Annotated in this window: 23 protein-coding genes and 1 tRNA gene; 19 read left to right on the top strand and 5 right to left on the bottom strand. The window is 42.5% G+C overall.

Annotated features, from left to right (window positions below; translation table 11 throughout):
- The first annotated feature begins 337 nt into the window (after positions 1–337).
- Entirely contained in the window at positions 338–1,414 is a 1,077-nt protein-coding gene (locus C505_RS0101685) for an AI-2E family transporter (protein WP_018690865.1), read from the top strand.
- Positions 1,415–1,673: 259 nt separating this feature from the next.
- Here C505_RS0101685 and C505_RS0101680 read toward each other — a convergent pair whose 3' ends face one another.
- Together C505_RS0101680 and C505_RS0101675 are read right to left on the bottom strand one after the other, a co-directional pair.
- The gene (locus tag C505_RS0101680; protein WP_018690864.1) at positions 1,674–3,998 is read right to left on the bottom strand and encodes a putative bifunctional diguanylate cyclase/phosphodiesterase; all 2,325 of its coding nucleotides are present in this window, start codon (positions 3,996–3,998) and stop codon (positions 1,674–1,676) included.
- Complete coding sequence (locus tag C505_RS0101675) at positions 3,979–4,620, bottom strand: methylamine utilization protein (protein WP_040439010.1); 642 nt, start codon at positions 4,618–4,620, stop codon at positions 3,979–3,981. Before C505_RS0101675 ends, C505_RS0101680 begins: the two co-directional genes overlap by 20 nt.
- A 161-nt stretch (positions 4,621–4,781) precedes the next feature.
- Here C505_RS0101675 and C505_RS0101670 point away from each other — a divergent pair, with 161 nt between their 5' ends.
- Positions 4,782–5,153: a hypothetical protein gene (locus tag C505_RS0101670; protein ID WP_018690862.1), complete on the top strand. Its 372-nt coding sequence runs from the start codon at positions 4,782–4,784 to the stop codon at positions 5,151–5,153.
- 41 nt (positions 5,154–5,194) lie between these two features.
- Here C505_RS0101670 and C505_RS0101665 read toward each other — a convergent pair whose 3' ends face one another.
- The gene (locus C505_RS0101665) at positions 5,195–5,680 is read right to left on the bottom strand and encodes a glutathione peroxidase (protein ID WP_018690861.1); all 486 of its coding nucleotides are present in this window, start codon (positions 5,678–5,680) and stop codon (positions 5,195–5,197) included.
- Between the two features lie 171 nt (positions 5,681–5,851).
- Here C505_RS0101665 and C505_RS21110 point away from each other — a divergent pair, with 171 nt between their 5' ends.
- The 10 genes from C505_RS21110 (at position 5,852) to C505_RS0101615 (ending at position 17,531) form a co-directional block, all read left to right on the top strand.
- Positions 5,852–6,133, top strand: coding sequence for an Hsp20/alpha crystallin family protein (locus tag C505_RS21110; RefSeq protein WP_169336985.1), 282 nt, complete (start codon positions 5,852–5,854; stop codon positions 6,131–6,133).
- Positions 6,134–6,279: 146 nt separating this feature from the next.
- Positions 6,280–9,738, top strand: a complete 3,459-nt coding sequence (locus tag C505_RS0101655) for an AAA family ATPase (protein WP_026317654.1) — start codon at positions 6,280–6,282, stop codon at positions 9,736–9,738.
- Between the two features lie 53 nt (positions 9,739–9,791).
- The gene (zipA, locus tag C505_RS0101650) at positions 9,792–10,553 is read left to right on the top strand and encodes a cell division protein ZipA (RefSeq protein ID WP_018690858.1); all 762 of its coding nucleotides are present in this window, start codon (positions 9,792–9,794) and stop codon (positions 10,551–10,553) included.
- A 62-nt stretch (positions 10,554–10,615) separates the two neighbouring features.
- Positions 10,616–12,649 carry an NAD-dependent DNA ligase LigA gene (gene ligA, locus C505_RS0101645; RefSeq protein ID WP_018690857.1) on the top strand — a complete coding sequence of 678 codons (2,034 nt, stop codon included), beginning with the start codon at positions 10,616–10,618 and terminating at the stop codon, positions 12,647–12,649.
- Between the two features lie 94 nt (positions 12,650–12,743).
- The gene (locus C505_RS0101640) at positions 12,744–13,232 is read left to right on the top strand and encodes a DUF2919 family protein (protein WP_018690856.1); all 489 of its coding nucleotides are present in this window, start codon (positions 12,744–12,746) and stop codon (positions 13,230–13,232) included.
- Between the two features lie 56 nt (positions 13,233–13,288).
- A complete protein-coding gene (locus C505_RS0101635) occupies positions 13,289–13,978 on the top strand; it encodes a GAF domain-containing protein (protein ID WP_018690855.1) in 690 nt (229 codons plus the stop codon).
- A gap of 46 nt (positions 13,979–14,024) precedes the next feature.
- Positions 14,025–15,218, top strand: a complete 1,194-nt coding sequence (locus C505_RS0101630) for an amino acid aminotransferase (RefSeq protein WP_018690854.1) — start codon at positions 14,025–14,027, stop codon at positions 15,216–15,218.
- A gap of 594 nt (positions 15,219–15,812) precedes the next feature.
- Positions 15,813–16,466: a class I SAM-dependent methyltransferase gene (locus C505_RS0101625; RefSeq protein WP_018690853.1), complete on the top strand. Its 654-nt coding sequence runs from the start codon at positions 15,813–15,815 to the stop codon at positions 16,464–16,466.
- Positions 16,467–16,740: 274 nt separating this feature from the next.
- Positions 16,741–16,817 (top strand) — tRNA-Arg (locus C505_RS0101620).
- A gap of 306 nt (positions 16,818–17,123) precedes the next feature.
- Positions 17,124–17,531 carry a VOC family protein gene (locus tag C505_RS0101615; protein WP_018690852.1) on the top strand — a complete coding sequence of 136 codons (408 nt, stop codon included), beginning with the start codon at positions 17,124–17,126 and terminating at the stop codon, positions 17,529–17,531.
- Positions 17,532–17,696: 165 nt separating this feature from the next.
- On the opposite strand, the gene C505_RS0101605 is transcribed toward C505_RS0101615, so the two are convergent.
- Entirely contained in the window at positions 17,697–18,215 is a 519-nt protein-coding gene (locus C505_RS0101605; protein WP_018690851.1) for a DUF805 domain-containing protein, read from the bottom strand.
- A 270-nt stretch (positions 18,216–18,485) separates the two neighbouring features.
- On the opposite strand from C505_RS0101605, the gene C505_RS0101600 reads away from it, so the two are divergent.
- Both C505_RS0101600 and C505_RS0101595 read left to right on the top strand, forming a co-directional pair.
- Positions 18,486–18,707, top strand: coding sequence for a hypothetical protein (locus tag C505_RS0101600; protein ID WP_018690850.1), 222 nt, complete (start codon positions 18,486–18,488; stop codon positions 18,705–18,707).
- A 249-nt stretch (positions 18,708–18,956) separates the two neighbouring features.
- Entirely contained in the window at positions 18,957–19,313 is a 357-nt protein-coding gene (locus C505_RS0101595) for a DUF3192 domain-containing protein (RefSeq protein WP_018690849.1), read from the top strand.
- Between the two features lie 57 nt (positions 19,314–19,370).
- On the opposite strand, the gene C505_RS0101590 is transcribed toward C505_RS0101595, so the two are convergent.
- Positions 19,371–19,601: a DUF2789 domain-containing protein gene (locus C505_RS0101590; protein WP_018690848.1), complete on the bottom strand. Its 231-nt coding sequence runs from the start codon at positions 19,599–19,601 to the stop codon at positions 19,371–19,373.
- A 175-nt stretch (positions 19,602–19,776) separates the two neighbouring features.
- Between C505_RS0101590 and C505_RS0101585 the strand changes: the two genes are divergently transcribed.
- The 5 genes from C505_RS0101585 to C505_RS0101565 all read left to right on the top strand — a co-directional run bounded on the left by C505_RS0101585 (position 19,777) and on the right by C505_RS0101565 (position 23,718).
- Positions 19,777–20,427, top strand: a complete 651-nt coding sequence (locus C505_RS0101585) for a GNAT family N-acetyltransferase (protein WP_018690847.1) — start codon at positions 19,777–19,779, stop codon at positions 20,425–20,427.
- Positions 20,424–20,786 (top strand): DUF962 domain-containing protein, encoded by a 363-nt coding sequence (locus C505_RS0101580; protein ID WP_018690846.1) that lies wholly within the window; start codon positions 20,424–20,426, stop codon positions 20,784–20,786. The genes C505_RS0101585 and C505_RS0101580 overlap by 4 nt, the downstream gene beginning before the upstream one ends.
- A 65-nt stretch (positions 20,787–20,851) precedes the next feature.
- Positions 20,852–21,568, top strand: coding sequence for an AraC family transcriptional regulator (locus C505_RS0101575; RefSeq protein WP_018690845.1), 717 nt, complete (start codon positions 20,852–20,854; stop codon positions 21,566–21,568).
- A gap of 86 nt (positions 21,569–21,654) precedes the next feature.
- Entirely contained in the window at positions 21,655–22,020 is a 366-nt protein-coding gene (locus C505_RS0101570) for a VOC family protein (protein ID WP_018690844.1), read from the top strand.
- Positions 22,021–22,146: 126 nt separating this feature from the next.
- Complete coding sequence (locus C505_RS0101565) at positions 22,147–23,718, top strand: hypothetical protein (RefSeq protein WP_157368715.1); 1,572 nt, start codon at positions 22,147–22,149, stop codon at positions 23,716–23,718.
- The last annotated feature ends 129 nt before the right edge of the window (positions 23,719–23,847 follow it).

The following is a 23,847-nucleotide window of genomic DNA, read 5'->3' as shown; positions in this document are numbered from 1 at the left end:
TTGTGTTGTAAACTTTGATGAATACGAATAGAAGTATGTTGTCATAGGTATGGGTATACTGGACAATCAATCGTGAAGACAAACCTTGTGAAATCTCAGCCTTTTTTTGATGCATCTGTATTTTGCTGCCCACGCGCATTTGTGGAAGCAAAGCGATTTATTATGCAAGTGTCAGAGGCTCGAAGTTGGCATATTCGGTTTTCTGACAAAATGAGTGCAACTAATTTACAAAAATTTTATCAAAGCCTAGGTTATGAGGTGGCCTTTGACGTGCTGACCGTCGAGTCCCGCCCCCATTATGATGTACGAATCACCAATAGGGAGTCCTTGCAGTCGCATGTTCGAAATCATTAAGCAGTGGTATCGCCGTAAGTTTACCGATCCACAGTCTGTTACTTTATTTCTCCTGTTATTTTTTACATTTGTCGGCCTTTATTGGGTTGGGCATCTTATTGTTCCAGTATTGGTTGCGATTGCATTTGCTTATCTGCTGGATTGGCCAGTGATCCGTTTAGCTAATTTTGGATTAAAGCGAACTTGGGCAACGGCGATTGTGCTGACGCTCTTCCTCATGTTCTTTATTTTATCCGTATTTGGTATTGTGCCTGTTGTATGGGAGCAGGGACAAAACCTGATTGCAGAAGCGCCAACAATGATTTCTCAAGGGAAAGATTACTTACAAAAGCTACCTGAAAAGTACCCAGGTGTTGTGACCGTTGAGCAAGTTGGTTCGGTTGTAACAGCCGTTGAAAACAAAGTAGTGGAATGGGGCCAAAAAGTCATTACTGTGACGGTTTCATCCATTGGTGATGCCATCGCGATTTTAATTTACCTCGTTCTTGTTCCTTTAATGGTCTTTTTTATGTTGAAAGATAAAGAAGAGCTGATGGCTGGAATTAATAAGTTATTGCCAAGAGAGCGCAAATTGATTAAGCAGGTTGCAAGTGAAATGAACCTGCAAATCATGAACTACATTCGTGGAAAAGTCATTGAAATCATCATTGTTGGCTCCGTGTCATATGTGACATTCGCTATGTTTGATCTGCGCTATTCGGCACTCCTTGGATTACTGGTTGGTTTATCTGTTTTGATCCCTTATATCGGTGCGGCTGTGGTGACACTTCCTGTGGCAGTTGTCGCATTGTTCCAGTTTGGCATGGGGGCTGAGTTTGGTTATATCATGCTCGCTTACGGCATCATTCAAGCGCTCGATGGTAACTTACTGGTACCCGTTTTGTTCTCCGAAGCGGTTGACTTAAACCCTGTGTATATCATCGTTGCAGTCCTGTTTTTTGGTGGGCTTTGGGGCTTTTGGGGTGTCTTTTTTGCGATCCCATTGGCTGCACTTGTCCGTGCAGTCGTGAATGCCTGGTCTGGGAACGAAGGACGACAAGAAAAACCACTACCTGAATGAGGCTCTTCCTCTTCTAAATCATACTCACAGCATGGATGGGGTGGCTAAATTGGCTATTGGTTGGCCACCTTATCTACGAAAACTGGAAAGCTAAAAATAGGCAACCCGCGCCTTGTACGATTATTGATGGCAGCTTCATCTCACGTTGTATATCCTGAGAGTTGCGTCCTTGCGCTACCTTCAACTTGGTTGACACCAAGAGTTGCAAGCAGCTTACCGGAACCCCAAACAGGCAAAAGATTGACATAATAGGAGAAGGCTACTGATCTGCGCACATCGGTTTTGATTCATAGGCTTGTAGCCATTCCCGAAATTGTTCTCCCGTCAGTGGTTTACTCAAATAATACCCCTGGATCTGGTCACAGGACATCGCTTCGAGTAATTGGAGAGAGGCTTTATTTTCAACCCCTTCAGCTACGACGGATAGTCCAAGGTTATGTCCAAGTGTGATGGTCGATTTCACAATGGTTTGATCGTCAGGTGTTGTGTCGAGGCGAAGAATAAAACTCATATCCAGTTTTAATTCATCGATGGGAAGTAAACGAAGTTTGCTCAGAGATGACTGTCCAATGCCATAGTCATCCAGTGAGACTTGAAAGCCGTGTTGTTTGAGTTCTTTGAGCACGCTTATTCCTTGTGACTCATCATCCATGATATCTCGCTCTGTGAGCTCGATAGTGATCAAATTTGTACTGACTTGATGATGTGTGACCGCCTCACATAATGTATCCACAAAATCCTTATGGGCAAGGTCTCTGGCAGAAACATTGATGGCAACGCCAACATTAAGGTGTTGGTTCTGCCAGACTTTTAACTCTTGGAGTACTTGATGTATCACCCAATGGGTGAGGGAGAGGATCAGGCCAGATTGCTCAGCCAGTGCAATAAATAATTCAGGGGAGATAAACCCTAAACTGGGGCTTTGCCAACGGATCAGAGATTCTGTTTTGTCAATTTTCTGAGTCTTTAAGTTGAGCTTGGGTTGAAAAACCATATACAACTGACCATCGTCATTTTCCAATGCAACTCTGAGCTGTTCAATGATTGCAAGCTTTTGTAAATGGTTTTCTTCTTCCCCCGATTTGTAGTACCGCAAGGCCAGTTGTTCATTTCTGGCTGCATCCAAAGCGATGGTTGCTCTTCGGAGGATTACTTTTGCATCGGATTCACCCGCTTCATGGATATAAACACCTGTACAAAACTTAAAATGTAAGGTGAGTTCAGAGACTTGAACTGGGGCCGATAAATGGTCTTGGAGTGCTTCTACGATCTGTGTGCTGTCTTTCGAATCGTCGAGGATCAACAAGGATAGAAATTCATCTCCATTCAGCCTCGCATGTGTTGCTTGCCCTTCAAAAGAAAAGAGCTCTAATCGTTCAGCGAGTGCTTGCAGGCAAGCATCCCCGACAATGGGGCCTAAGTGATCATTGACAGCGCGAAAGTTTCGGATATTTGATGCAATGAGCATAAATGTTGTTTGTGCTTTAAGCGTTTGGTTTATCCGGTCGACCATTGTTTGCCGATTGAACAGGCCAGTTAAACTATCGTGCTGCGCTTGATATTTTACTTGCTGTTCTCGCGCTTTGACCTCTGCGCCCATTTCATTAAAGGCAAGAATCAGTTGGCTGACCTCGGAGCTTGCAGATTGGGGAGAATCAATTGTGTCATAGTTACCTTGTGCAAAGCGCTTTGTCGTTTGGACGAGCTTGGAGAGTTGTTGGGTCAGAGTATTCGCAAGTAAACCACTTAATAAGATCCCAAGGAAGATTGTCAGGCCAGCGAGCAGGAAGATGGATGAAGCCAGATTATTGTAAGCCTGATAAAACGGTTGCAAGCTGGCACTGACCAAAATAGAAATTGACTGATTTCCCATACCATTGAGTGATATTTCCCGGTTGTTATAAGCAAGCCGCTCCCCAAATAAAGTTGGGACAGTCATAGTTTGGAGTTGCTGTTTGAGAGTATTTATTTCAACATTTGGAATCGTTGTGACAATCCCTTCAGTTTGATTTGCAAGAAAGCTAATATTTAAGCCTGTGAGACGTTTTAACTCTTGCGCAAGTTGCTGGTGAATTTCAAATGCAACACCGGCATAAGCGATAGCGAGAGGTGCTCTGACGGGCAGCATGATCATATGATAAAGCGAGCCATCCAGCAGGATAAATGTTGTACTTCCACTTTGGTGAATGAGATGGCTGAGATTGTGATTGGCATCATCCAATGGTTGACTACTTGAAAGGACTTTTCCTTCTAAATCAGTAAGCAGCATCAAATCGGCATTGATCCGTGAGCCGTGGTTTTTGAGCACGGATGTAATTGTATTTGCATCATGTGTTGCGACAGCTTGTTTGAATCCAAAATCAGTTGTGAGGATCTCCGTTGAGGTGATGAGTAGTCGTTCACGGACAGACAAGTATTGCTCAAAAACATTAACAGCTTTATTGATCTCATTGTCGATTTGCTTTTCATTATATTCGCTGGTTGACCACCAAGTGCTGAGCATAATCGTGACGGCAATGAGCAAAATCAGCCCGATACATAAGGCAATAATTTTGTTTTTTAAACTACCGTCTTTGTATGCCATCTGAATATTGGTCTCGGAACGAATCTCTTGGTTTTGGTGCAGTGACTTCTATCTTAAAACGATAGAAATTTTCTTGTGGGTTTTCCAATGAATTCAGTATCACAATATGTTGAAACTCAGCTCCTTTGTTCTGATGAGCATGCCAAATAGTGATTTGAGAATTGGGTGTCGGGTTAATGAGTGCCTGTCCTTTTTCGTTGGTTTTTACCCAGAATTCTGACTGAGCAACATAAATGTATCCCACCATCGAATCATGAATATTACACCCAAGAATGACAACGCCTGAGTGTTCAAATTCAACAGGTGCTTTGGGCCTGCCAGAATAGAGTTTCAATTCAAAGGGTTTGGCTTTCGAAAATGAATAAACATGATGCCGAATGTTGTCGCTATTTGGAAAGTTCACCCAACGTCCTTGGCGGATCACCAATAATTCAGGCACAAATCGTTTTTTGATTTGATCCATGATGGCAGGCTCTTGAGAAAGTGGCGTCGATGTCTTGCCAGCAGGATGATATTCAATGACCGCATTGTGGACAGGCTTTTGGTGCTGATCCACAACCTCAAGCGTGGCTGCATAAGATTGAAAAAAAGTCAGTAATAATAAGCTGAGCAAATATCTCATCTGGAAGTGATATTGATGAATTGATACAAACAATAATAGACATCATCAAGATAAGATGTTACTTCAAAAGAGAGCGAAAACCAACGGTGATGAGGCAAATGCTTCCCATTTGCTATTTATGGTAGCCTCAATTAGAATGCGCGACTTTTTAGGGCGTTAATATGAATCGTATAGTGCTTACAGGGATACTTTCTTCTGCCTTGATGGCATCTGGTTGTGCTTATTATAGTGTCGATATTAGTAAGTCGGGCGGAAGTCACTTTTCTTCTTATAAAGAAAACTGTCAAGTTGATATTTATACCACAAAGCCAGATAAGCCTTTTAAAGAGGTTGGTATTGTTGATGTTGCTTATCATCATCGTGCTGGTTATCTTTTTAGCTCTGCCTTTTTTGTTACAGATAAGTTAAGAGTTGCATCGGGCTTCCGTGATCATATTGCGAAAGATGTATGTAAAGCTGGAGGGAATGCGATCCTTCTCCACGAAAAAGATTTTACGTATAAAATCGCAACTATTCTGAGAGTTGAAAAGTAAATCCAGAGCAGCGATAAGAGTTTCTTATCGCTGTGAATGAATTAAGCACTCAACGCTTCTTGGACTGCACCATCAATCGATTTGGGGGTGGTACGGGGAGAGAATCGTTTGAGAACCTGTCCATCTTTTCCGATTAGAAATTTCGTGAAATTCCATTTAATTGCACGGGTGCGCATGACGCCTCTTGCCTGATCTTTAAGGTATTCGTACAGGGGGGAAGCGTCAGGGCCATTCACATCGACTTTTCTGAACAGTGGAAAAGTCACACCAAAATTTACACTACAAAACTGTTCGATCTGAGCATCATCCCCCGGTTCTTGTTGCCCAAATTGATTACAAGGAAACCCAAGGATGACAAGGCCTTGCTCTTTATATTTTTCGTACAGTTCTTCAAGGCCTTTATATTGTGGCGTAAATCCACATTGGCTAGCTGTATTGACGATTAAAAGGACTTTTCCTTCGTAGTCTGAAAGCGTGATTTCTTCCCCGTTATTTAACATACAGCGAAAGTCATAAACATTCTCCATTCAGTTCGCTCCTGTTGATTGTTAGTGTTTGAAAAGTATACCTTCTTTTATTGACGAAGACTTGACCTTTTTGGGTGAAAAATACAGAACTATTACTTGATTTATATCAAGCTGAATTTTAGGGAACTCGACTATTATCTGGATTGAAATCTGATAATGGAGGGCGAGGCGGTGAGCTTAATACCAAAACATTCATTGTTTGATTTTGACCAGTTTTTTGATCATTTCTTTGCCTCTGGCAAGGTACGACAATCTGAGTTCTTTTCACCAAGAATAGATGTCAGCGAGACTGAAGATAGCTTTAAAATTTCTGCGGAGCTACCCGGCGTAAAAAAAGAAGACATTCATGTGACTTTTGAACAAGGGATGTTGTCCGTTGAAGCTGAAGTAAAGGTGTTCTCAAACTCTCTGCGCCAAAGAAAACACCAAGTTCATCTGAAGGAAGGCGGATAGAAATCCGCTAGTTGTTGTCAAGAAGGTGGGGCAACTCACCTTCTTTTTTGAATACAGCCCCTATGTATGCAAAACTTCCATTGCAGACAAAACGAAACAAATTTGTTACCCTTCGCCATCATCAATGCCCACTTCAATCGTTCACCATGAGACTCAAACAAATCAAACTATCCGGTTTTAAGTCCTTCGTCGATCCGACTGTGATCCCTTTTCCTGATCAAATGACTGGGATCGTCGGCCCAAATGGCTGTGGAAAATCGAATGTAATTGATGCGGTCCGTTGGGTGTTGGGTGAGAGTTCTGCCAAGACGCTTCGTGGCGAGTCGATGACTGATGTCATTTTTAATGGCTCATCCACGAGAAAGCCCGTCTCTCAAGCGAGTGTAGAGCTTCGATTTGATCAAATCGAAGGGCAATTGAGTGGTACACTGGCTGATCGATCGGAAATCTCAATCCGACGTGTTGTGACGCGTGAAGGACAGTCAACTTATTTCTTAAATGGGAGTGCGTGTCGTCGCAGAGATATCACGGATATTTTTCTGGGAACCGGTCTTGGGCCAAGAAGTTATGCAATCATCGAGCAGGGCATGATTTCGCGTCTCATTGAATCAAAGCCTCAAGAGCTGAGAAGTTTCATCGAAGAAGCTGCTGGTATTTCAAAGTACAAGGAAAGACGTCGTGAGACGGAGAACCGTATCCGCCATACAAGAGATAACCTGGATCGCTTGATGGATGTTCGAGAAGAACTGAATCAGCAAGTTGAAAAGCTCGAAAGCCAGTGTGAGTCAGCACAGGAGTACACCACACTTAAAGCCACTGAAAGACAACTTAAGCTTGAATTATCCGTGATGGCTTGGGATAAATTTTCTCGCCAAGCGCAGCGGCTGGACGAACAACTGAAAGAAAAAGAACAACAGCGCCTACATTGGGAAGATGAGCGTCTTCAGGATGAAGCTCAGCGACTTGTTTTGAAGGAACAGAAAAGTGAGTTGCAGTATCTTTTACAACAACAACAGGAACAGTTTTATCAACTTGGCAATGATGTTGCGCGGTGGGAGCAAGTTTCCCAACATACTCGAGAAAGAACACAACACTTAAATGAAAGCCTAGATTCACTCACCCAGCAACTAGCAGAACTCAATCAGCAAGAAAAGCAACTCAAGGACTCACAGAGAGGAGTTGACCAACAACTGCGAGTTGGGCAGCCTCAATTGGATGAAAAGCGAGAGACTGTCGCTGAGACGGAAGCGATGCTGGCAGAAAATGAAAGTGTGCATCTGGAAGCCGCTGAGCAATACGAACAAGCTCGGCAATTATTCACACAATATGAAAAAGAGCACGCGCATACACGTGCCGAAGCGAATCGACACCAAGCATTACTTGAGCGGACACAGCAACAGTTGGAGCAGTTAGGCCTGGACTTAGTGCAGATTTCAACAGATGGTGATACGTCATTTCAAGCTTATCCACAAAAAATAGAATCGCTCAAAGAAACAATCGAAGTGCAAACACAGCAGTTGATTGATCACAAAAACAAACAGGCTGATCTGGAAGTCTCAACTCAGGCATTCCAGCAACAACTGGATGACACGAAAGAGCAGCGTCATCAAGTCACGGCAGAGCTCCTTGCCCTCCAGAAAATTATTGAAGAGAAAACCACGCAAGATGCGCAATTTCAACAGTGGTTGAAGGACTCTGGACTCTCGGCAACGGCATTTTGCGAGCAGCTAGTTGTTGCGTCTGGGTGGGAGCAAGCATTCGAGACATTGATGCAGCCTTTTGCAAAAGCGTTGGTGTTATCAGAGAAGCCTGCGCAGCTACCTGATATGAGTTGCCAGCTTATTTTTCCAAGTGAGTCGCCAGGATCTTCAAATCGTCTCCTTTCTAAAATCATTTCTGGGCAATATCCAGCTTTATGGCAGTACATTGAAGCGGTAGAGACGCAACAAGAAGCACAAGATAGTTTGAGCAATCCCGACACCCACTCAGTGCTTGTAAAAACAGGTGAATGGGTAGGGAAGAACTGGTTGGTCCGGGGAAGCAACTCAGAGTCCGGGCTGCTGCATCAAGTTCGGCGAAAAAAAGTGCTGGATGAAGAAAGACTCGCACTGACAAAACAGCAACATGATATCGAAACCAATCTAAATCAACTTATTCTTGAGCTGAAACAAGAACAGCAGTTGTACGAAGCACGAACGCAGGAAGTTTCAGCACTCAAAACACAGTTAGCTACGATTCGTGCAGAGTATCAACTTTACTGCCAGCAGCAGGAGAAAGCGACTCAACAACATTCACGATATCAAGCAGAATTTGAAAGAGCCCAACAGCGACAAACGGACGAGCTGAAAGCGCTCGAAACGTGTGAAAATCAAGTGAGTGTATTGGAAGAAAAGTTTACTCAGCAAAAAGCAACGATGGCAGAGTTGTATGAGGCGAAAGAACAAAAGGCTGCGCAACAGCGACGATTACGTGAACAAAATGAGCAAGTAAAACAACATTTGCACAAAGCGATTTTGCATATCGAAGGGTTGAAAACGCAAGCTAGGCATCTTGCAGAAAAAACAGAACAGTTGACTCAGCAACGTATTGCAATGCGCAATCAACGAGATGGCTTAGAGATAGAGCGAAAGGCATTGAACCAGCCAGATGACAATCAGGATGAGGTGCTTTCGATCATGGTGGAGTCACGCCTGAAGCTTGAGAGCCAAATGACCGAGAAGAAGCAACAACTGAATTTGCTGGAGTCAAATCTAGCGCAACTTCAGCAAAAAGATCAGGATCGTTATGAAAACATACAGAACCTTCGGCAATGGATTGAGTCAAAACGCTTGGAGCGAGAACGCCATCGTGTCAATGCAGAGAATGCGAAACTACGCCTAGGCGATCAGGTGCAAAATCTGGAGCCAGTGCGCCAGTCTTTACCAGATGGTGCAAGTGAGGCCCGCTGGAAGGCTAAGTTGGATCAGGTTACTGCGCAAGTTGAAGCACTTGGCCCAATTAATCTGGCAGCGATTGAGGATTACAAAGCGCATTCACAGAGAAAGGCATTTTTAGATGAGCAGCATACTGATTTGTCTTCAGCTTTGGATGTATTGGAAAATGCAATTCGCAAAATTGATAAAGAGTCACGTGCTCGTTTCAAGGAAACATTTGATAAAGTGAATGGGGATCTTCAGCACTTGTTTCCGAAGGTATTTGGTGGTGGGCAAGCCTACTTAGCGTTAACAGATTCAGATTTGCTTGAAGCTGGAGTCACGATTATGGCGCAACCGCCTGGAAAGAAAAACAGTTCAATCCAGTTACTTTCTGGTGGCGAAAAAGCTTTAACCGCTTTATCATTGGTGTTCGCGATTTTTCAGCTCAACCCGGCACCATTCTGTTTACTAGATGAAGTCGATGCACCGCTGGATGATGCGAATGTCGGACGATTCTGCAATCTAGTCCAGGAGATGTCGAATACCGTACAATTTATTTATATTAGTCATAATAAAATTGCAATGGAGATGGCCACACACCTATGCGGGGTGACAATGCATGAACCCGGCGTATCAAGAATGGTGTCTGTGGATGTCCAACAAGCAGTCGAGTTGGCAGAAGCATCCTAGCGTTTGCTCAGACGCAGGAGCAAAACAGAAAATATTTGAAAAAAGGTTCTCTCATGGCAGAAGAGTTGAGACTTGTACTTATTATTTTGGGGACATGTGCAATTGGAGGCTTTTTCCTCCATGGTTGGTGGACAGTCCGAAAAAACAATCAGAGTCGACAAAGAAGTCACTCACCGATTCAATCCGCAGCGTCTGCTGGAGATGATGTGGGTACGGTGATACCACCAAGCACAGTGAAGCAAGAAGGGCTAAAGCGAGAAACACAGCCGAGCGTATCACCGCGCAACCAACCTGAGACAACAGAGCGCCAAGAGCCAAGTTTTGGATCAGTCGACTCACAATCATCAGATCGAAATTTTCAGGATAATGATGCTGATGCACCGAACCCGGAAGAAGTGATCATCCTCAATGTGATCATGCCAAAAGGTGAAACCATCGCGGGCGCTGGCTTACTACCTTCTTTACTGACGTTGGGTCTAAAATTCGGAGAGATGGAGATATTCCATCGTCACGAAGATAGTGCAGGGAATGGTCCTGTATTATTCAGTCTTGCCAATGCTTTTAATCCAGGTGTGTTTGATGTGGACAATATGGAACAATTTAAAACACGTGGGTTAAGCTTATTTATGACGCTTCCTTGCGCTGGAGATGCGCTCAAAAACTTCAACCTCATGCACAATGCAGCGAAGAAGCTAGCAGAAGAATTTGGCGGAACCATTATGGACTCTCACCATAATCAGCTGACGATGCAAACGGTTCGCTATTATGTAGAAAAAATCAGAGAGTTTGAACGCCAGCAACTCATTAAAAATTAAAACGTAACGTTAATCGCTTAAAAGCCCCCCAGTTCGGGGGGCTTTTTGTTTGAGTAGGAATTATGTCGACAGATATTGAACAACGCATCGCGTCACTTCGTCAGGAAATTCACCTGCATAATGTCTTGTATTACGTCAAAGATGAACCTTCAATCCCAGATGCTGAATATGACCGCCTCATGCGGGAGCTTTTGGAATTGGAAGCGGAAAATCCTTCCTTGAAAACATCGGACTCTCCAACGAATAAAGTGGGTGGTGCGCCGCTGAGTGCCTTTTCTCAGATCACCCATGAAGTGCCGATGCTGTCATTGGATAATGCATTTGATCAAGATGAATTCGAAGCGTTTCATAAGCGACTTCAAGATCGATTAAAAACAAGTAAGACATTCACATTTAATTGTGAGCCAAAACTCGATGGTTTGGCGGTGAGCATACTCTATCGAAATGGTGTGCTGGAAAGAGCTGCGACTCGTGGCGATGGCACGACCGGGGAGGATATTACTCTGAATGTTAAAACCATCAAAAATGTGCCTTTGCAGTTAGTCGGTGAAAACATTCCTACAGTGTTAGAAGTCCGTGGTGAAGTTTTTATGCCAAAAGAAGGCTTCGATGCGATGAATGATGCAGCGAAGGCTAAGGGTGAAAAAATCTTTGCGAATCCACGTAACGCTGCAGCTGGAAGTCTACGCCAATTAGATTCGAAAATCACAGCAAAACGTCCGCTCAAGTTCTATGCCTACTCCATTGGTTTAAAAGAAGGACTGAAGATCCCCAATCAATTAGCGCATTCACACTGTGCATCACTGAATCAGTTGATGGATTGGGGGCTGCCGATCTGTCCAGAATCCAGACAGGTTGAAGGGGTTTCGGCTGCACTTACTTATTACCAGAGCATTTTAGAAAAGCGGGATGCACTTGATTATGAAATTGATGGTGTTGTGATCAAGGTCGATGACCTAGTACAACAAGAACAGCTCGGTTTTGTATCGCGTGCACCACGCTGGGCGATTGCATTTAAGTTTCCAGCACAAGAAGAGATCACGCAGCTGCATCAAGTGGAGTTCCAAGTCGGTCGAACGGGTGCCATTACCCCAGTTGCCCGTTTGGAGCCTGTGCTTGTCGGTGGTGTGACAGTGAGCAACGCGACTTTGCACAATCAAGATGAAATCGATCGTTTGGGTGTCATGGAAGGCGATTATGTGATCATTCGCCGTGCAGGGGATGTTATCCCACAAGTCGTCTCTGTTGTGCCAACACGTCGTGATGAAAGCCGTGTTCATCCGATTGAGTTTCCAAATCAATGTCCTGTTTGTGAGTCGGGTGTTGAGCGATTGGAAGGTGAGGCGGTCGCACGTTGCACAGCAGGTTTATATTGTGGTGCGCAGCGCAAAGAAGCAATCAAGCATTTCGCATCAAGAAAAGCACTTGATATTGATGGTTTGGGCGACAAATTAGTCGAGCAGTTGGTGGATGCAGAGCTGATCCAAACCCCAGCGGATTTATTTCATTTGAGCGTGTCTTCGGTAGCTCAGTTAGAAAGAATGGGACTGAAATCTGCGCAAAACCTCATTGATGCATTAAAAATTGCAAAAGGAACCACATTTGCACGATTTCTCTATGCACTTGGGATCCGAGAAGTCGGAGAAGCAACAGCAAGAAACTTAGCACAATATTTTAAAACGCTGGAAGCGCTAAAGCAGGCAAGTACGGAGCAATTGCAGAAAGTGCCAGATGTTGGAGAGATTGTTGCGAAGCATATCTACTACTTTATGCGTCAAACACACAACCTTGAAGTGGTTCAGGCGCTTTTAGATGCTGGGCTTCACTGGCCAGCAATTGAAGAAAAGCAGGCGGATGAGCAACCGTTAGCGGGAAAAAGCTTTGTCCTGACAGGTACTTTATCGACCATGGGACGTAATGATGCAAAAGCAAAACTACAAGAGCTTGGTGCGAAAGTTTCTGGCAGTGTGTCTGCAAAAACAGACTTTTTAGTCGCAGGCGAAAAAGCGGGTTCCAAACTGACGAAAGCGCAAGATCTCGGGGTTGAAGTCATGACCGAGGAACAACTGATAGCATTATTTGAATCTCATACATGATTTTCATGACAAAACCTTTACACTTATAATGCGCGATATAAGGGTGATATGGATCACCCTTGTTTCTTAAAAATTGGCAAGAAGAACTTATAAAATGAGCCAAAATATTATCTACGAACCGAAAGATTTCGATCGATATCATGTGCTAAAGCCGACATTCGGCTTCTGGTTGCTTGTGGCGATTCAGCTACGAGCCATCCTTATTGCAGTCGTTTCTATTACTTTTCCAGACGATCGTGCTTTTTTTCTTGGGTTTACTTATCCAGATTCAACCAGCTTTATCTTTCAAGCTTTAATTGCAATTCCAGCCACCACATTGTGTATTGCACTTGCAAGACGAACAGAAAACGGTCGGGACTTTAGTGCTTGGGTTTGGAAACGCGGCAAGCTCTTGCTCTTACTTGGCTGCGTGGCTGATACTGTCGGGATCCTATTACAGGCATCCATGAACCAATGGTTATTTGAGTGGATAACGGCCGTATTACTTCTCCTGAACTTTTGGTTGGCTGTCTACATGATCCGAAGTCGACGGATGCGTGATGTTTTTCGAGACTGGCCCGAGTTCTCTAGTAAAAAAGATTAGCGGATCTAAATTGGAGTTGTTATGATGCCATCTATTATAGGTATTTAGATGGCTAGATGTTTATGCTTCCAGTGAAAGATTATATAGAACAAGCCGGGATCCCACTTGAACACATTGATGTATCCAGAATTCAATTCTGGATTGAGCGGCTGCAAGAGGAACCTACCCGCACTTATCCAGAAGACACAATTTTTACCTATAAAATCCCTAAACTGGGAGAAGGTGGGAGTTGTTCTTTATTTGGTGAGTTAGAAGATAAACCATTTCGTTTGGATGAAGCTCTGAACGATTTCAATCAAGAGTCAGCGCTATATATTGCTCAACTTAAAACGTTGATTGATGTCTGTGTCGAGGCATCAAGTATAGATTGGCTCGGCATTTATCAAGCTCGTTCAGCATTACAAGAAAACCATCTTTTGAAACTCGCTTATCATGGTGCACCAAGCCGCCCTGTTTTCCCGCTCAATGATGAATTTGCGCAAATCAGCAACAATACCCAAGTGGGATTATCCGGCAAAGCAAAAGTGATCCAAAACGTCGAGGCTTATCTCAAAGAAGGTGGGGGTTATTACACTTGTGATCCAAAGGTTAAATCTGAAATTTGTCTGCCTTTATTCAGTACGAATAGAGAAATAGTTGGTATAATTGACGCCGAAGCTTTTTCTTGTGATTTCTTCAACAAGGAAATACTATCGATGTGTGTCGCACTGTGTTGTGTAGCACCATTATACTTGCCAAAACAATGATCTAACCCGAAAGGGAAAACGCGCAAAATTGGAGGTTGTTCCACTTATGTTCTCAGAATTAAAACCACTCCCGCTTGATCCGATCTTAAGCCTGATGCAAGCCTATAAAGAAGATACGCATCCAAATAAAATCGACTTAGGCGTGGGCGTCTATAAAGACGAAGCCGGACATACAAAAGTCTTAGATGCGGTCAAAAAAGCAGAAGAACACCGTTTAAAGACAGAAGACACGAAGACGTATATTGGACTGGCTGGTGATCTTGGTTTTAATGCAAAAATCGAGGCATTATTATTTGGTGCACAACATCAAGTGATCGAACAGGATCGTGTTGTCACTGCGCAAGCACCAGGTGGGACAGGTGCGTTACGTGTTGCTGCTGAGTTTATCAAGCGTTGTAACCCGGAAGCGACCATTTGGGTCTGTGATCCAACTTGGGCAAATCACTATGCTCTGTTTGAAGCGGCACACTTAAGTATTCGTGAATATCCATACTACGATCAAGCTGCAAAATCACTGCGCTTTGAAGAGATGATGCAAGCGTTGATGCAAGTGAAATCAGGTGACGTTGTTCTGCTTCATGCATGCTGCCATAACCCAACAGGTATGGATTTAACAAAAGAACAATGGCAAAAGGTTGCTGAACTACTCAAAGAAAAACAAGCCGTGCCACTCATTGATACTGCCTACCTTGGTTTTGGTGAAGGGCTTGAGGAAGATGCCTATGGTATTCGCTTGCTTGCTGATCAGCTTGATGAAGTGATCATTTGTAGCTCTTGCTCGAAAAACTTTGGTTTGTACCGTGAAAGAACGGGCGGATGTACCGTTGTTGCGAAAAATACAGCGCACAAAGACAATGCACGTAGCCTGCTCCTAACCGTTGTTCGGGGTATCTACAGTATGCCACCAGCACATGGTGCAGCGATCGTCGATATCATTCTTGGTAGTGATGAGCTCACAAAAATGTGGCATGACGAACTGGCTGAAATGCGCAACCGCATCAATGGTCTGCGTGAGCTAATGGTGAGCAAAATCAGTGACCGTAATGTTGCACAAGACTTCGGCTTTATTCAACAACAATATGGTATGTTCTCATTCCTTGGTATTAACAAAGAACAAATCGCTCGCTTAAGAGATGATTACAGTATCTATATTGTTGGCTCTTCTCGCGTCAATGTTGCAGGGGTGAGTCGTCAAAATATCGACTATTTTGCAGATGCACTAGCGGATGTCTTGAAGTAATTATTATTTCGCATTTTAAAAAGCCAGACTCTTGAGTCTGGCTTTTTTCTTGCCGACAAGCAAGTGAAGTTATATTCATGTCTCACTCAATCCTGGGCTGAACGCGCGCTTTAAGTATCAGGGAGATTGACCACACCTCTACTTGATTAGTGCACTTTTCTTCTTGTAAACAGTTTTACACAGGGTTTTAAAGGAATTTCAGAACCTCCATTTGATCACCTCATTCTAGACATAAAACGCTTGGGGAAAGCGCTGTCATTTCATGGACTGGTCGCATAAATCGAGACCTCTTAGCCACCTATTTCATTATCAGGACATACAGTGAATCAAGCTTTGTGTGCAATTGAGGTGATTATATACAGGCTGGATCCCTGAAATAGAGGCGCGGGACAAAGAGGCATATCGTTCTTGCAGAAATGTGATAGAGAAGTTAGAAGAAAATGCAGACTTGAAGCGACCGCATTCAAGATAATTACCAAATTGAGAATAAGGGACGATATTATTTCAGTTGCTGGTCTGTTTTCATGAAATGAATAGTCGTATTACTATCTCTAATCTTTTCTTTGGTAGTTTTCAAATATTGTGGGTCAAAGTATGAATGATGATAATGCTGCGATAGCAGGCCAAGCCGTTTATTCCAAAAGTGTTCTTTCTGTTTATGATGTATGGGTTTTGGGTATCTCGAATACTTTCTTTTGGAAGTGTCCTACAAAGCTCATCCGACATGAATTTGAAAAAAATGTGACGAACAACCATCTCGATGTTGGAGTAGGCACTGGGTACTATTTGAAGAACTGCCTGACGCAAACAGAACGTAGAGTCGGACTTGTCGATTTGAATGAAAATAGTCTTGAGTCAGCTGCGGCAGCCATCGCAGATTTCTCACCAGAAGTCTATCGACGAAATGTTCTGGAGCCACTTGATTTAGACTGTCCTAGATTTGATTCTGTAAGTATCAATTATTTACTGCATTGTGTGCCTGGGGGGTTCTCTGAGAAAGGTGTCATGTTTGCTCACTTGAAAGAAGTTATGAATCCAGGTGGTGTGATTTTTGGTAGTACAATTTTGGGGGTTGGTGTGCAGCATAATCTTATCGGAAAACGACTCATGCAGGTGTATAACCAAAAAGGAATTTTTGATAACACACGAGATGATCTGCAAGGGTTACGCACTGCACTAGAGTCTCAGTTCAAGCAAGTCAATATTCAAGTTGTTGGCTGTGTTGCTTTGTTTTCTGCAGTGAAATAAATCCAGCCTGACCTTGTGGTGTTCAATGCACCACTTCTGTTTCATCAAACGTCATACTTTTCACTTCATTTGCATTCACAAAAAAGATTGATCAAATTCCATACAGCTTTTTTTGTTGGTGTGCAATGAATATTTTCGTGATCAAACACAGCCATTTGACCGATTGAACAATTCGGGTGGGAATAAAAAGTATGTATTAAGAATGAAGGGGACTAAAACGCATCATAAAATAATATTTTTTAAAAATCTAACACTCTGATAATATGAGCTTTATGCCCTCATAGCTCAGCTGGATAGAGCGCACCCCTCCTAAGGGTGAGGCCGTAGGTTCGACTCCTACTGGGGGCGCCAATTTTTCTCTTCATTGATGATATGAGCGCAAAATTCTAACATCCGATACAACCTTAACAATGCTTGAGTCATTGTCCGCGTCAATTTCAAAAAATGGTATAGCAATGTGTTTATGTATCACCTTGCTTCATTTTATGTCAGCTCATGATGACCTGAAAATCGAATCAGTTGTTTACTGATCTGTACGGTTTACCTTGCAAGTTGTGTGTATAGTATTTTGGAAAATTGGCGAGTTGAGCAATATTAGAAAAAATTATTTTGATGATTGTATAAAATAAAAATCAACGAACAATAGGGAATATATCGATGATCACATCCATAGTGCATGCAACAATCTATGTCCTTAATCAGGACGAAGCTCTTGATTTTTACAAAAATAAGCTTGGTTTCGAAGTTGGTGATGACATGGAAGTGGAAGGCGGTTTTCGGTGGCTCACTGTATATCCGAAATCTAAATCACAGCTTCAACTGGTATTGGCAGAACCAAAAGAGGGACCAATGTTTACCAAAGATTCTGCTGAAAAAGTGCGAAGCTTAATCGAAGATGGCGCGTTTGGTGCGGGTGTTTTCGAAACCGAAAATTGCCGAAAAACCTATGAAGAGCTTGTGGCTAAAGGTGTGGAATTTATCCAGCCACCGACAGAGCAACTTTATGGTATTGAAGCCATGGGTATAGACAACTCTGGTAATTGGTTTAGCTTGGTTCAACGATAAACAGCAAAACACAGCAAGCGACGTTGATGGCAATAAGGTGGAGCTAGTTTGGATATTCCATTTGATCAGCAGGATTTCAAATTACCGAACACTCGGTTTTACCAAGTGATTTCTAAGGGTATTGCTAAAGAGGCAGGAGCGATTGCTCCTGCCTCTAAACGAACTCTAATTTGACAAAAGAATGACAATACCAAAGCTGAGATATGCAATCGTGAGTAGTGCAAATACCCATGTGATCACTTTTTGCCAAGTGGGGCTTGGTGTTGGTGGCTGTCCCCAATCATTCTCATTTCTTTGTCCTTTTGCCAACATTAAGTAGAAATAAAAGAAGGTACCGAGAACTGGAATGATCAGCAATAGTGACATCCAACCTGAGTGACCTAGATCGTGGCAACGTCGAATACACAGTGAGAAGTAGCCAATTACGAATGCAATATAAAGCACAATAAAAATCGCAATAGCTGGGCCTGATGGATCTTGTGTACTCGTGCTGAATAGTGCTATCACAGGAACCATTACAGCGGCGAAGAGAAATAAGTAAGCCATCCCAAAAAGGAAAAAACGGATCCGATTCAATCGCCCACTAAAACCAAAAAAGCTTGGTTTGATAGCGACGCCAACAGGGGAAACTTGAGAAAGAACAGAAGCTTCAGGGGCTGCATATACACTTTGGGATGAACTCATAGACACTCCAACTTAGAAACTAACAAACATCTTCACGCTGTCTAAAATTTGGACGAATTATAAAGTAAATAAAATCAAATTGATACAATTTTGTTAATATAAATCTTTTCACCAAAATCAAATTAGTTAACAGTTTGTATTATAAGACTTTATGCTTTATATGGTTCTTTTCTGATTAAAAATAAACCGAAAAGTGTTGACACTTTTAAATATGCATGTAGAATACAACTTAAATCTTGCATCTAAAATGCAACTTAAGAGGTAAAGACGATGAAAGCGATTACATTACTGAAAACTGCACATATCACAATGTTTCTATTTTGCTTAATTTGTTTAGTCGCAGCAGTGTTAGCCTACGGCTATCCTGAAAAACTGACGCTTGCTGAGCAGCTGGTCGCACATATGAGTCTTATTGTACTTCCCGCTTTCATTAAGATTGGTTATGTCTTACGTCTGGTTTCTTTGGACATTCTTGGATTGCCAGTGAATTAATTACACTCTAAAAGCACTTGTAACAATTCGAAAGCGGCTCTTTTTCCCCTTCATTGCTTTCACCACTGACTTCGGTCAGTGGTTTTTTTTACTAAAAAATTAATATTTTCACCATTTTATAAGTTATTTATGTATATGTTCTAGAGAGGGAACATGCTAATCTATTGAAGTATCAGTACTTTTTAATTTGGCAAGAGTCTTGCTTTCGCTGACATTCATACTGACGTATTCAAATAGAGGAAATCAAAAATGAATAAAATGGTTATCTTAAGTCTGGCATGCTCTTCTCTCTTAACAGGTTGTATTTCTTACAAAGGGGGAGATTGTGATGGGTATACATCAACAACTTCAAGCGCACAGGAAGAAAAGAATCGCCAAATTATTTCAGGTTTGAAACTTGGCCATGACTACCAAAATATTATGATGTTGATGGGGACACCTGACTTCACTGATATGTATGTCAAAAATCAAAAACAATACAAAGTGCTGATGTATCGTACGCAACGCACAAAATCAGATGGCCACACTTCAAAGGATGAATGCACACCACTTGTATTTGAAGAAGGAAAACTCATTGGCTGGGGCGCTTCAGCACTGACTTTATAGACGCAGCTGATGTGACAGCGTGGATGAACGCTCATCCACACTTAGCCTTGAAGCGATTTATTTCCGAAGCATCGTGTCTAATTGATCGATGATCTCAGCCCAATCCGCGTCTTCGGTCAGAGATTCTCGGATAAAGCAGGCTTGAGATGATGTCCAAAAACTGGCTTCATCAATCGCCTGTTCCTTACGCAGCGAATGGCTTGCAATAAATTGATCAATACTCGCATCATCACTTGGTAAACCTAGCTGCGTAAATAGTGTTGTCATATTATGAGCAGATGTATCCATAAATCACACCTTTGCATTAATTTTATAGAACTGGTCAAATTATAGTATTTCTTCTGATTGTTGTTTTATTTTTCATCTGTTAAAAATAACCATACTCTAAGTATGGTCTATCTGATGTGCGCCAAAGCCCGCAATCATGAGCAGCCTAAAAGAAAAAATGACGAAGGGGAAGTGTATGACTGATGTCACAGAAATGATGGCGCAGAGTGAAGGCGTCAAAGCAGTTTACCTGACTGGGGAGGATATGAAACTTGCATCATCGTTGTTGTACTTGGCTTATCATGATGATCCTGTTTTTATGGACGTATTGAAGCATCAAAAGTCAGGGTACGATGACCGTTTACGCCACTTGATACGTGAAGAGTTGAATGCATTTTGGAAAGGGCATCAACCGATGTTTGGTATATTTTCCGGGGAACATTTGCTTGCAGTTGCTTGTGTGACAAAACCGGATGGAGAGCTACCCACTGCAAGATATTGGCATTGGCGTTTGAAAATGATGATGTCGTCAGGATATTTTTCAACAAAACAGATGATTGAAAAAGAAAATAAGATCCAGCAGGCAATATCGGATTTTCATGGGCACTATCTGTCTTTTATCGCTGTGCATCCGCAACATCAACAGCATGGGCTTGGTCATTATTTATTACGAGCGATTGATTCGCTGGTTTCTGAGGATGGACAATCTGATGGGGTTGCAGTTTATGTCACAGATAAAAAGCATCAGGCATTTTTTAAGCAGAATGACTTTGTAGAAAAAACAGAGATCTCCGTTGGCACCATTCAAGGCGTACTCATGATTAAGGCAAAGGAGACGCGCAAATGAAAACTTTTACATCCTTCCGAGCATTTTACCCATACTACCTATCACAACATGCTGATCCCACATGTCGTGCATTTCATTATATTGGTGTGGTTTTGTGCTGGTGTTGCTTTGGTGTAGCATTATACATGAACGCTTGGGCGTATTTATTATTGATGCCTGTCATGGGCTATGGATTTGCATGGCTGGGGCATGGACTGTTCGAAAAAAATAAACCGGCCACTTTCGACTACCCGATCTATAGTTTCTTCGGTGATTGGCTGATGTTCTATCACTTTTTGACTGGCCAAATCCAGGCTCAACTTGTTGAGGCGTTACAAGCCTATCCACAAGGAGAACTTGTATCAGACTCTCCTTCATGACGGAAATCCGTTAAAATGATCCAAAACGGGCCGTTGTCGGCCCTCGGATTGAGATGTTGTCGGTAATGCAAAAAGGCTATTTTCAATATCAACCAACCCCAATCTTGAGACCTTTCGTTGATTGTTACTGGCTCTCTTTTGGCTCTGAGTGCATACAATTTGATGCACTGCCGGATGGGGCGATTGATATTGTCTACCATGCTTCTCCTTGGGCATCGAATACCTGGATATACGGGACAACGACGCGAAGTACGAAAATCCAGCTGATGTCAGATAATTGTTATATTGGGATCCGGTTTCGTCCGGGGCAATACCGCCACTTTCTTTCGATATCAGCGAAAGCACTCACAGATGCTCATTCTGACATTTCTACCAGTTTGTTTCGCTCTCACCAATCCGTATTGATTGAGGCTGGGGAGTTAGAACATATTGACAGGGTTTTACTCAAACATCTCGAAAAACACCCGCCAGTACTTCATGTGATGGATGAAGTCATGCCGTTTATACAATCAGGGCACATGTCGATCCCAGATATCGCGGCAGTGTATGGAAAAAGTGCCCGTCAGTTTGAGCGAACGTTCACAGACATGATCGGGTTATCACCAAGTCAGTTTCGGGTGATTGATCGCTTTCAAAAAGCGCTCAAACTCATTTCGCAACAACCATATATTCCTTTAGCAGAAATTGCATACGCTATGGGTTATACCGATCAAAGTCATATGATCAGAGACTTTAAAAGACTCAGTGGCCGTCCACCAAAAGATTTTAGAGAGTTGCGGTAAACGCTAATATCTGTCGTATTTTTACAATCTTTTCGAGATAAAAGCATACACACTGGATTCATATTGTTTAATTCGAGGAAATCAATATGAAACTTTGGTGTGGGTTTATTACAGAACAGCTGGCTGCGTCGAAAGAATTTTATCAATCAGTGTTTGAATGTGAGGTTATTTATGAAAGCGACTGGTTTCTTTTGTTGTCTTGTGGAAAAAGTGAGCTTGGATTTATGTTACCTGGGCAAGCGTCGCAACACCCGATGTTCCAACAACCTTATCACCAAGGTGCCTGGCTGACATTCGAGGTTGCAGATGCAACCACAGATTATCAACGGATACAAGCATTGGATATCCCAATCCAACAACCGCTAAAAGATGAGCCATGGGGCGATCGGCATTTTGCGATTTTGGATCCCAACGGCATTGGGGTTGATATAGTGCAGCGGATTGCAGAATAAAATGTGAAGAAATGTCAATAGTTTGCAAATGTTTAATAAATGTTAATTTTATTCATTTTTCGTTCAGGTTAAGTATTTAGACTGACCATCATTGAAATTCATCCAAATGATAAAGAGGTACTTCCGATGAAGAGAAAATCAATGATGGTTACCGCAATCCCTGTGATCTGTTTGTCGCTTGTGGCTTGCGGCGGTTCTAACTCAGATTCAAAGAATCAGTCTCCTGTAGCAGAAGCCCCGACGGCAGGTGCACAAACTCAGAACATACTCACTTGGAAGTCTGATAAAGATTACCCGTATTATCGGGTTATCGGTATTAGCCCAAATGGATTAAAAACACTGATTGTGGCGAATATTAAAGATAAAAAATATCAGTTACCTGTCACTTTGGCCACGAAATCTTTCGAGTCTTTCCTGATACAAGGTGAAACGGATAAACAAAAAATAGAAGATATTATCGAGATTAAAAATGATCTCCAATGGTCTGACAATGTCTCCACACTCAGCACATTATTGAGCAAGAATGTTACTGATATTCAGTCACTTGGTTTTACAGCTGCACAAGCAACTCAACAAGATAATCAAGCAACGTTGGTTGCATATGTTGAGAATGGAAAAGCATCCGTGAAGTTAACAAACGGTTTTACAACGGAGCAGGACACAGTTGCTGGTGAAACAACACAGTTTGGCCGAAATATTGTGATGAATAAAGAAGGGACGCTTGCGTTTGTGTCTGATCATGCATCAGATGAAGGAGTGGTCAAAGAAGCAGGGCAGGTCCGTGTTTTTGAAATCAAAAATGGCAGTCTCACACAAAAGCAAAAACTTGTTTTTTCTCAAGCGAAAGAAAAGTCGCATTTTGGTCAACGTCTCGCCTTGAGTGATGACGGCAAAATTTTATTTGCAGCGCATCAAGATGGTCTCGCTGGATTTATTCAGCAAAATGGCCAATGGGAAGAGGTTGTCCGATTTGGTGTTTCAAACGAAGCTGGAGATCTTGATATCAGCGCTGATGGGAAAACTGTTGCATACCACGCTGAGTGCGGGATCACGATGTATGAATGGGATTATAAAATTGGCAATAGTAGCAGTTCATCATCAAGCAGCACGAGTGCTTCCACCTCTAATGGCCCTTGTAACATTGTTTTAGGTGCACAAAATAAATCAATTGATGGTCAAAAATTAGAAATCACTGCCTCCGGTTATTCATTTGACCTTGGCAGCACACATCAATACATCAAAGGGCAAAACATCGAACTGCAACAAGATGGAAAAGTGATTTACGTTTCAGATGCAAGCGAAAACGGGAAGATCCTTGTTTTTTCTAAATTCGATGATAAAAAGTGGAAGAAAGAGACTTCCATAACAATGAAAGCGACCGATACATTTAAGTTATCAAAAGATGCGAAGTTTGGTTATCAATTTGCACTCTATGCCAATGGGTCAGCACTTGCTGTGACTGCACCTGGCCAAGCCAATGAAGGTAACGCTGCTGTAAAAGGTGAAGTTTACTTCTTCTTCAAGCAAACTAACGATTGGTATTACCATTCGGCATTACCTGCTAGTGCGATGAATAATGCTGAAGAAGCCAATGGCTTTGGACAATCGATCTGGGTTGATGAACAAGGGAAACGAATGATGGTTTCCAGCCAGGCATCCTCTCAAAGCGAGTCATTTTACTTTGATTTAAACAAGTAAAACTCCTCTCTACTCATACGACGGTCTGTTGATCTTTCTCGGTAACAGTGTGGATTTTTGAAAGATCAACAGGTCCTCATCAACATGTATTCTTTTTCTGTTGAGACTGGCTCAGTGAGTCGGTTCGAA

The organism is Algicola sagamiensis DSM 14643 (genome assembly GCF_000374485.1).
GTDB classification, from domain to species: Bacteria; Pseudomonadota; Gammaproteobacteria; order Enterobacterales; family Alteromonadaceae; genus Algicola; species Algicola sagamiensis.
The sequence above is the reverse complement of the archived record's forward strand: the minus strand, read 5'-3'. Positions and strand labels throughout refer to the sequence as shown.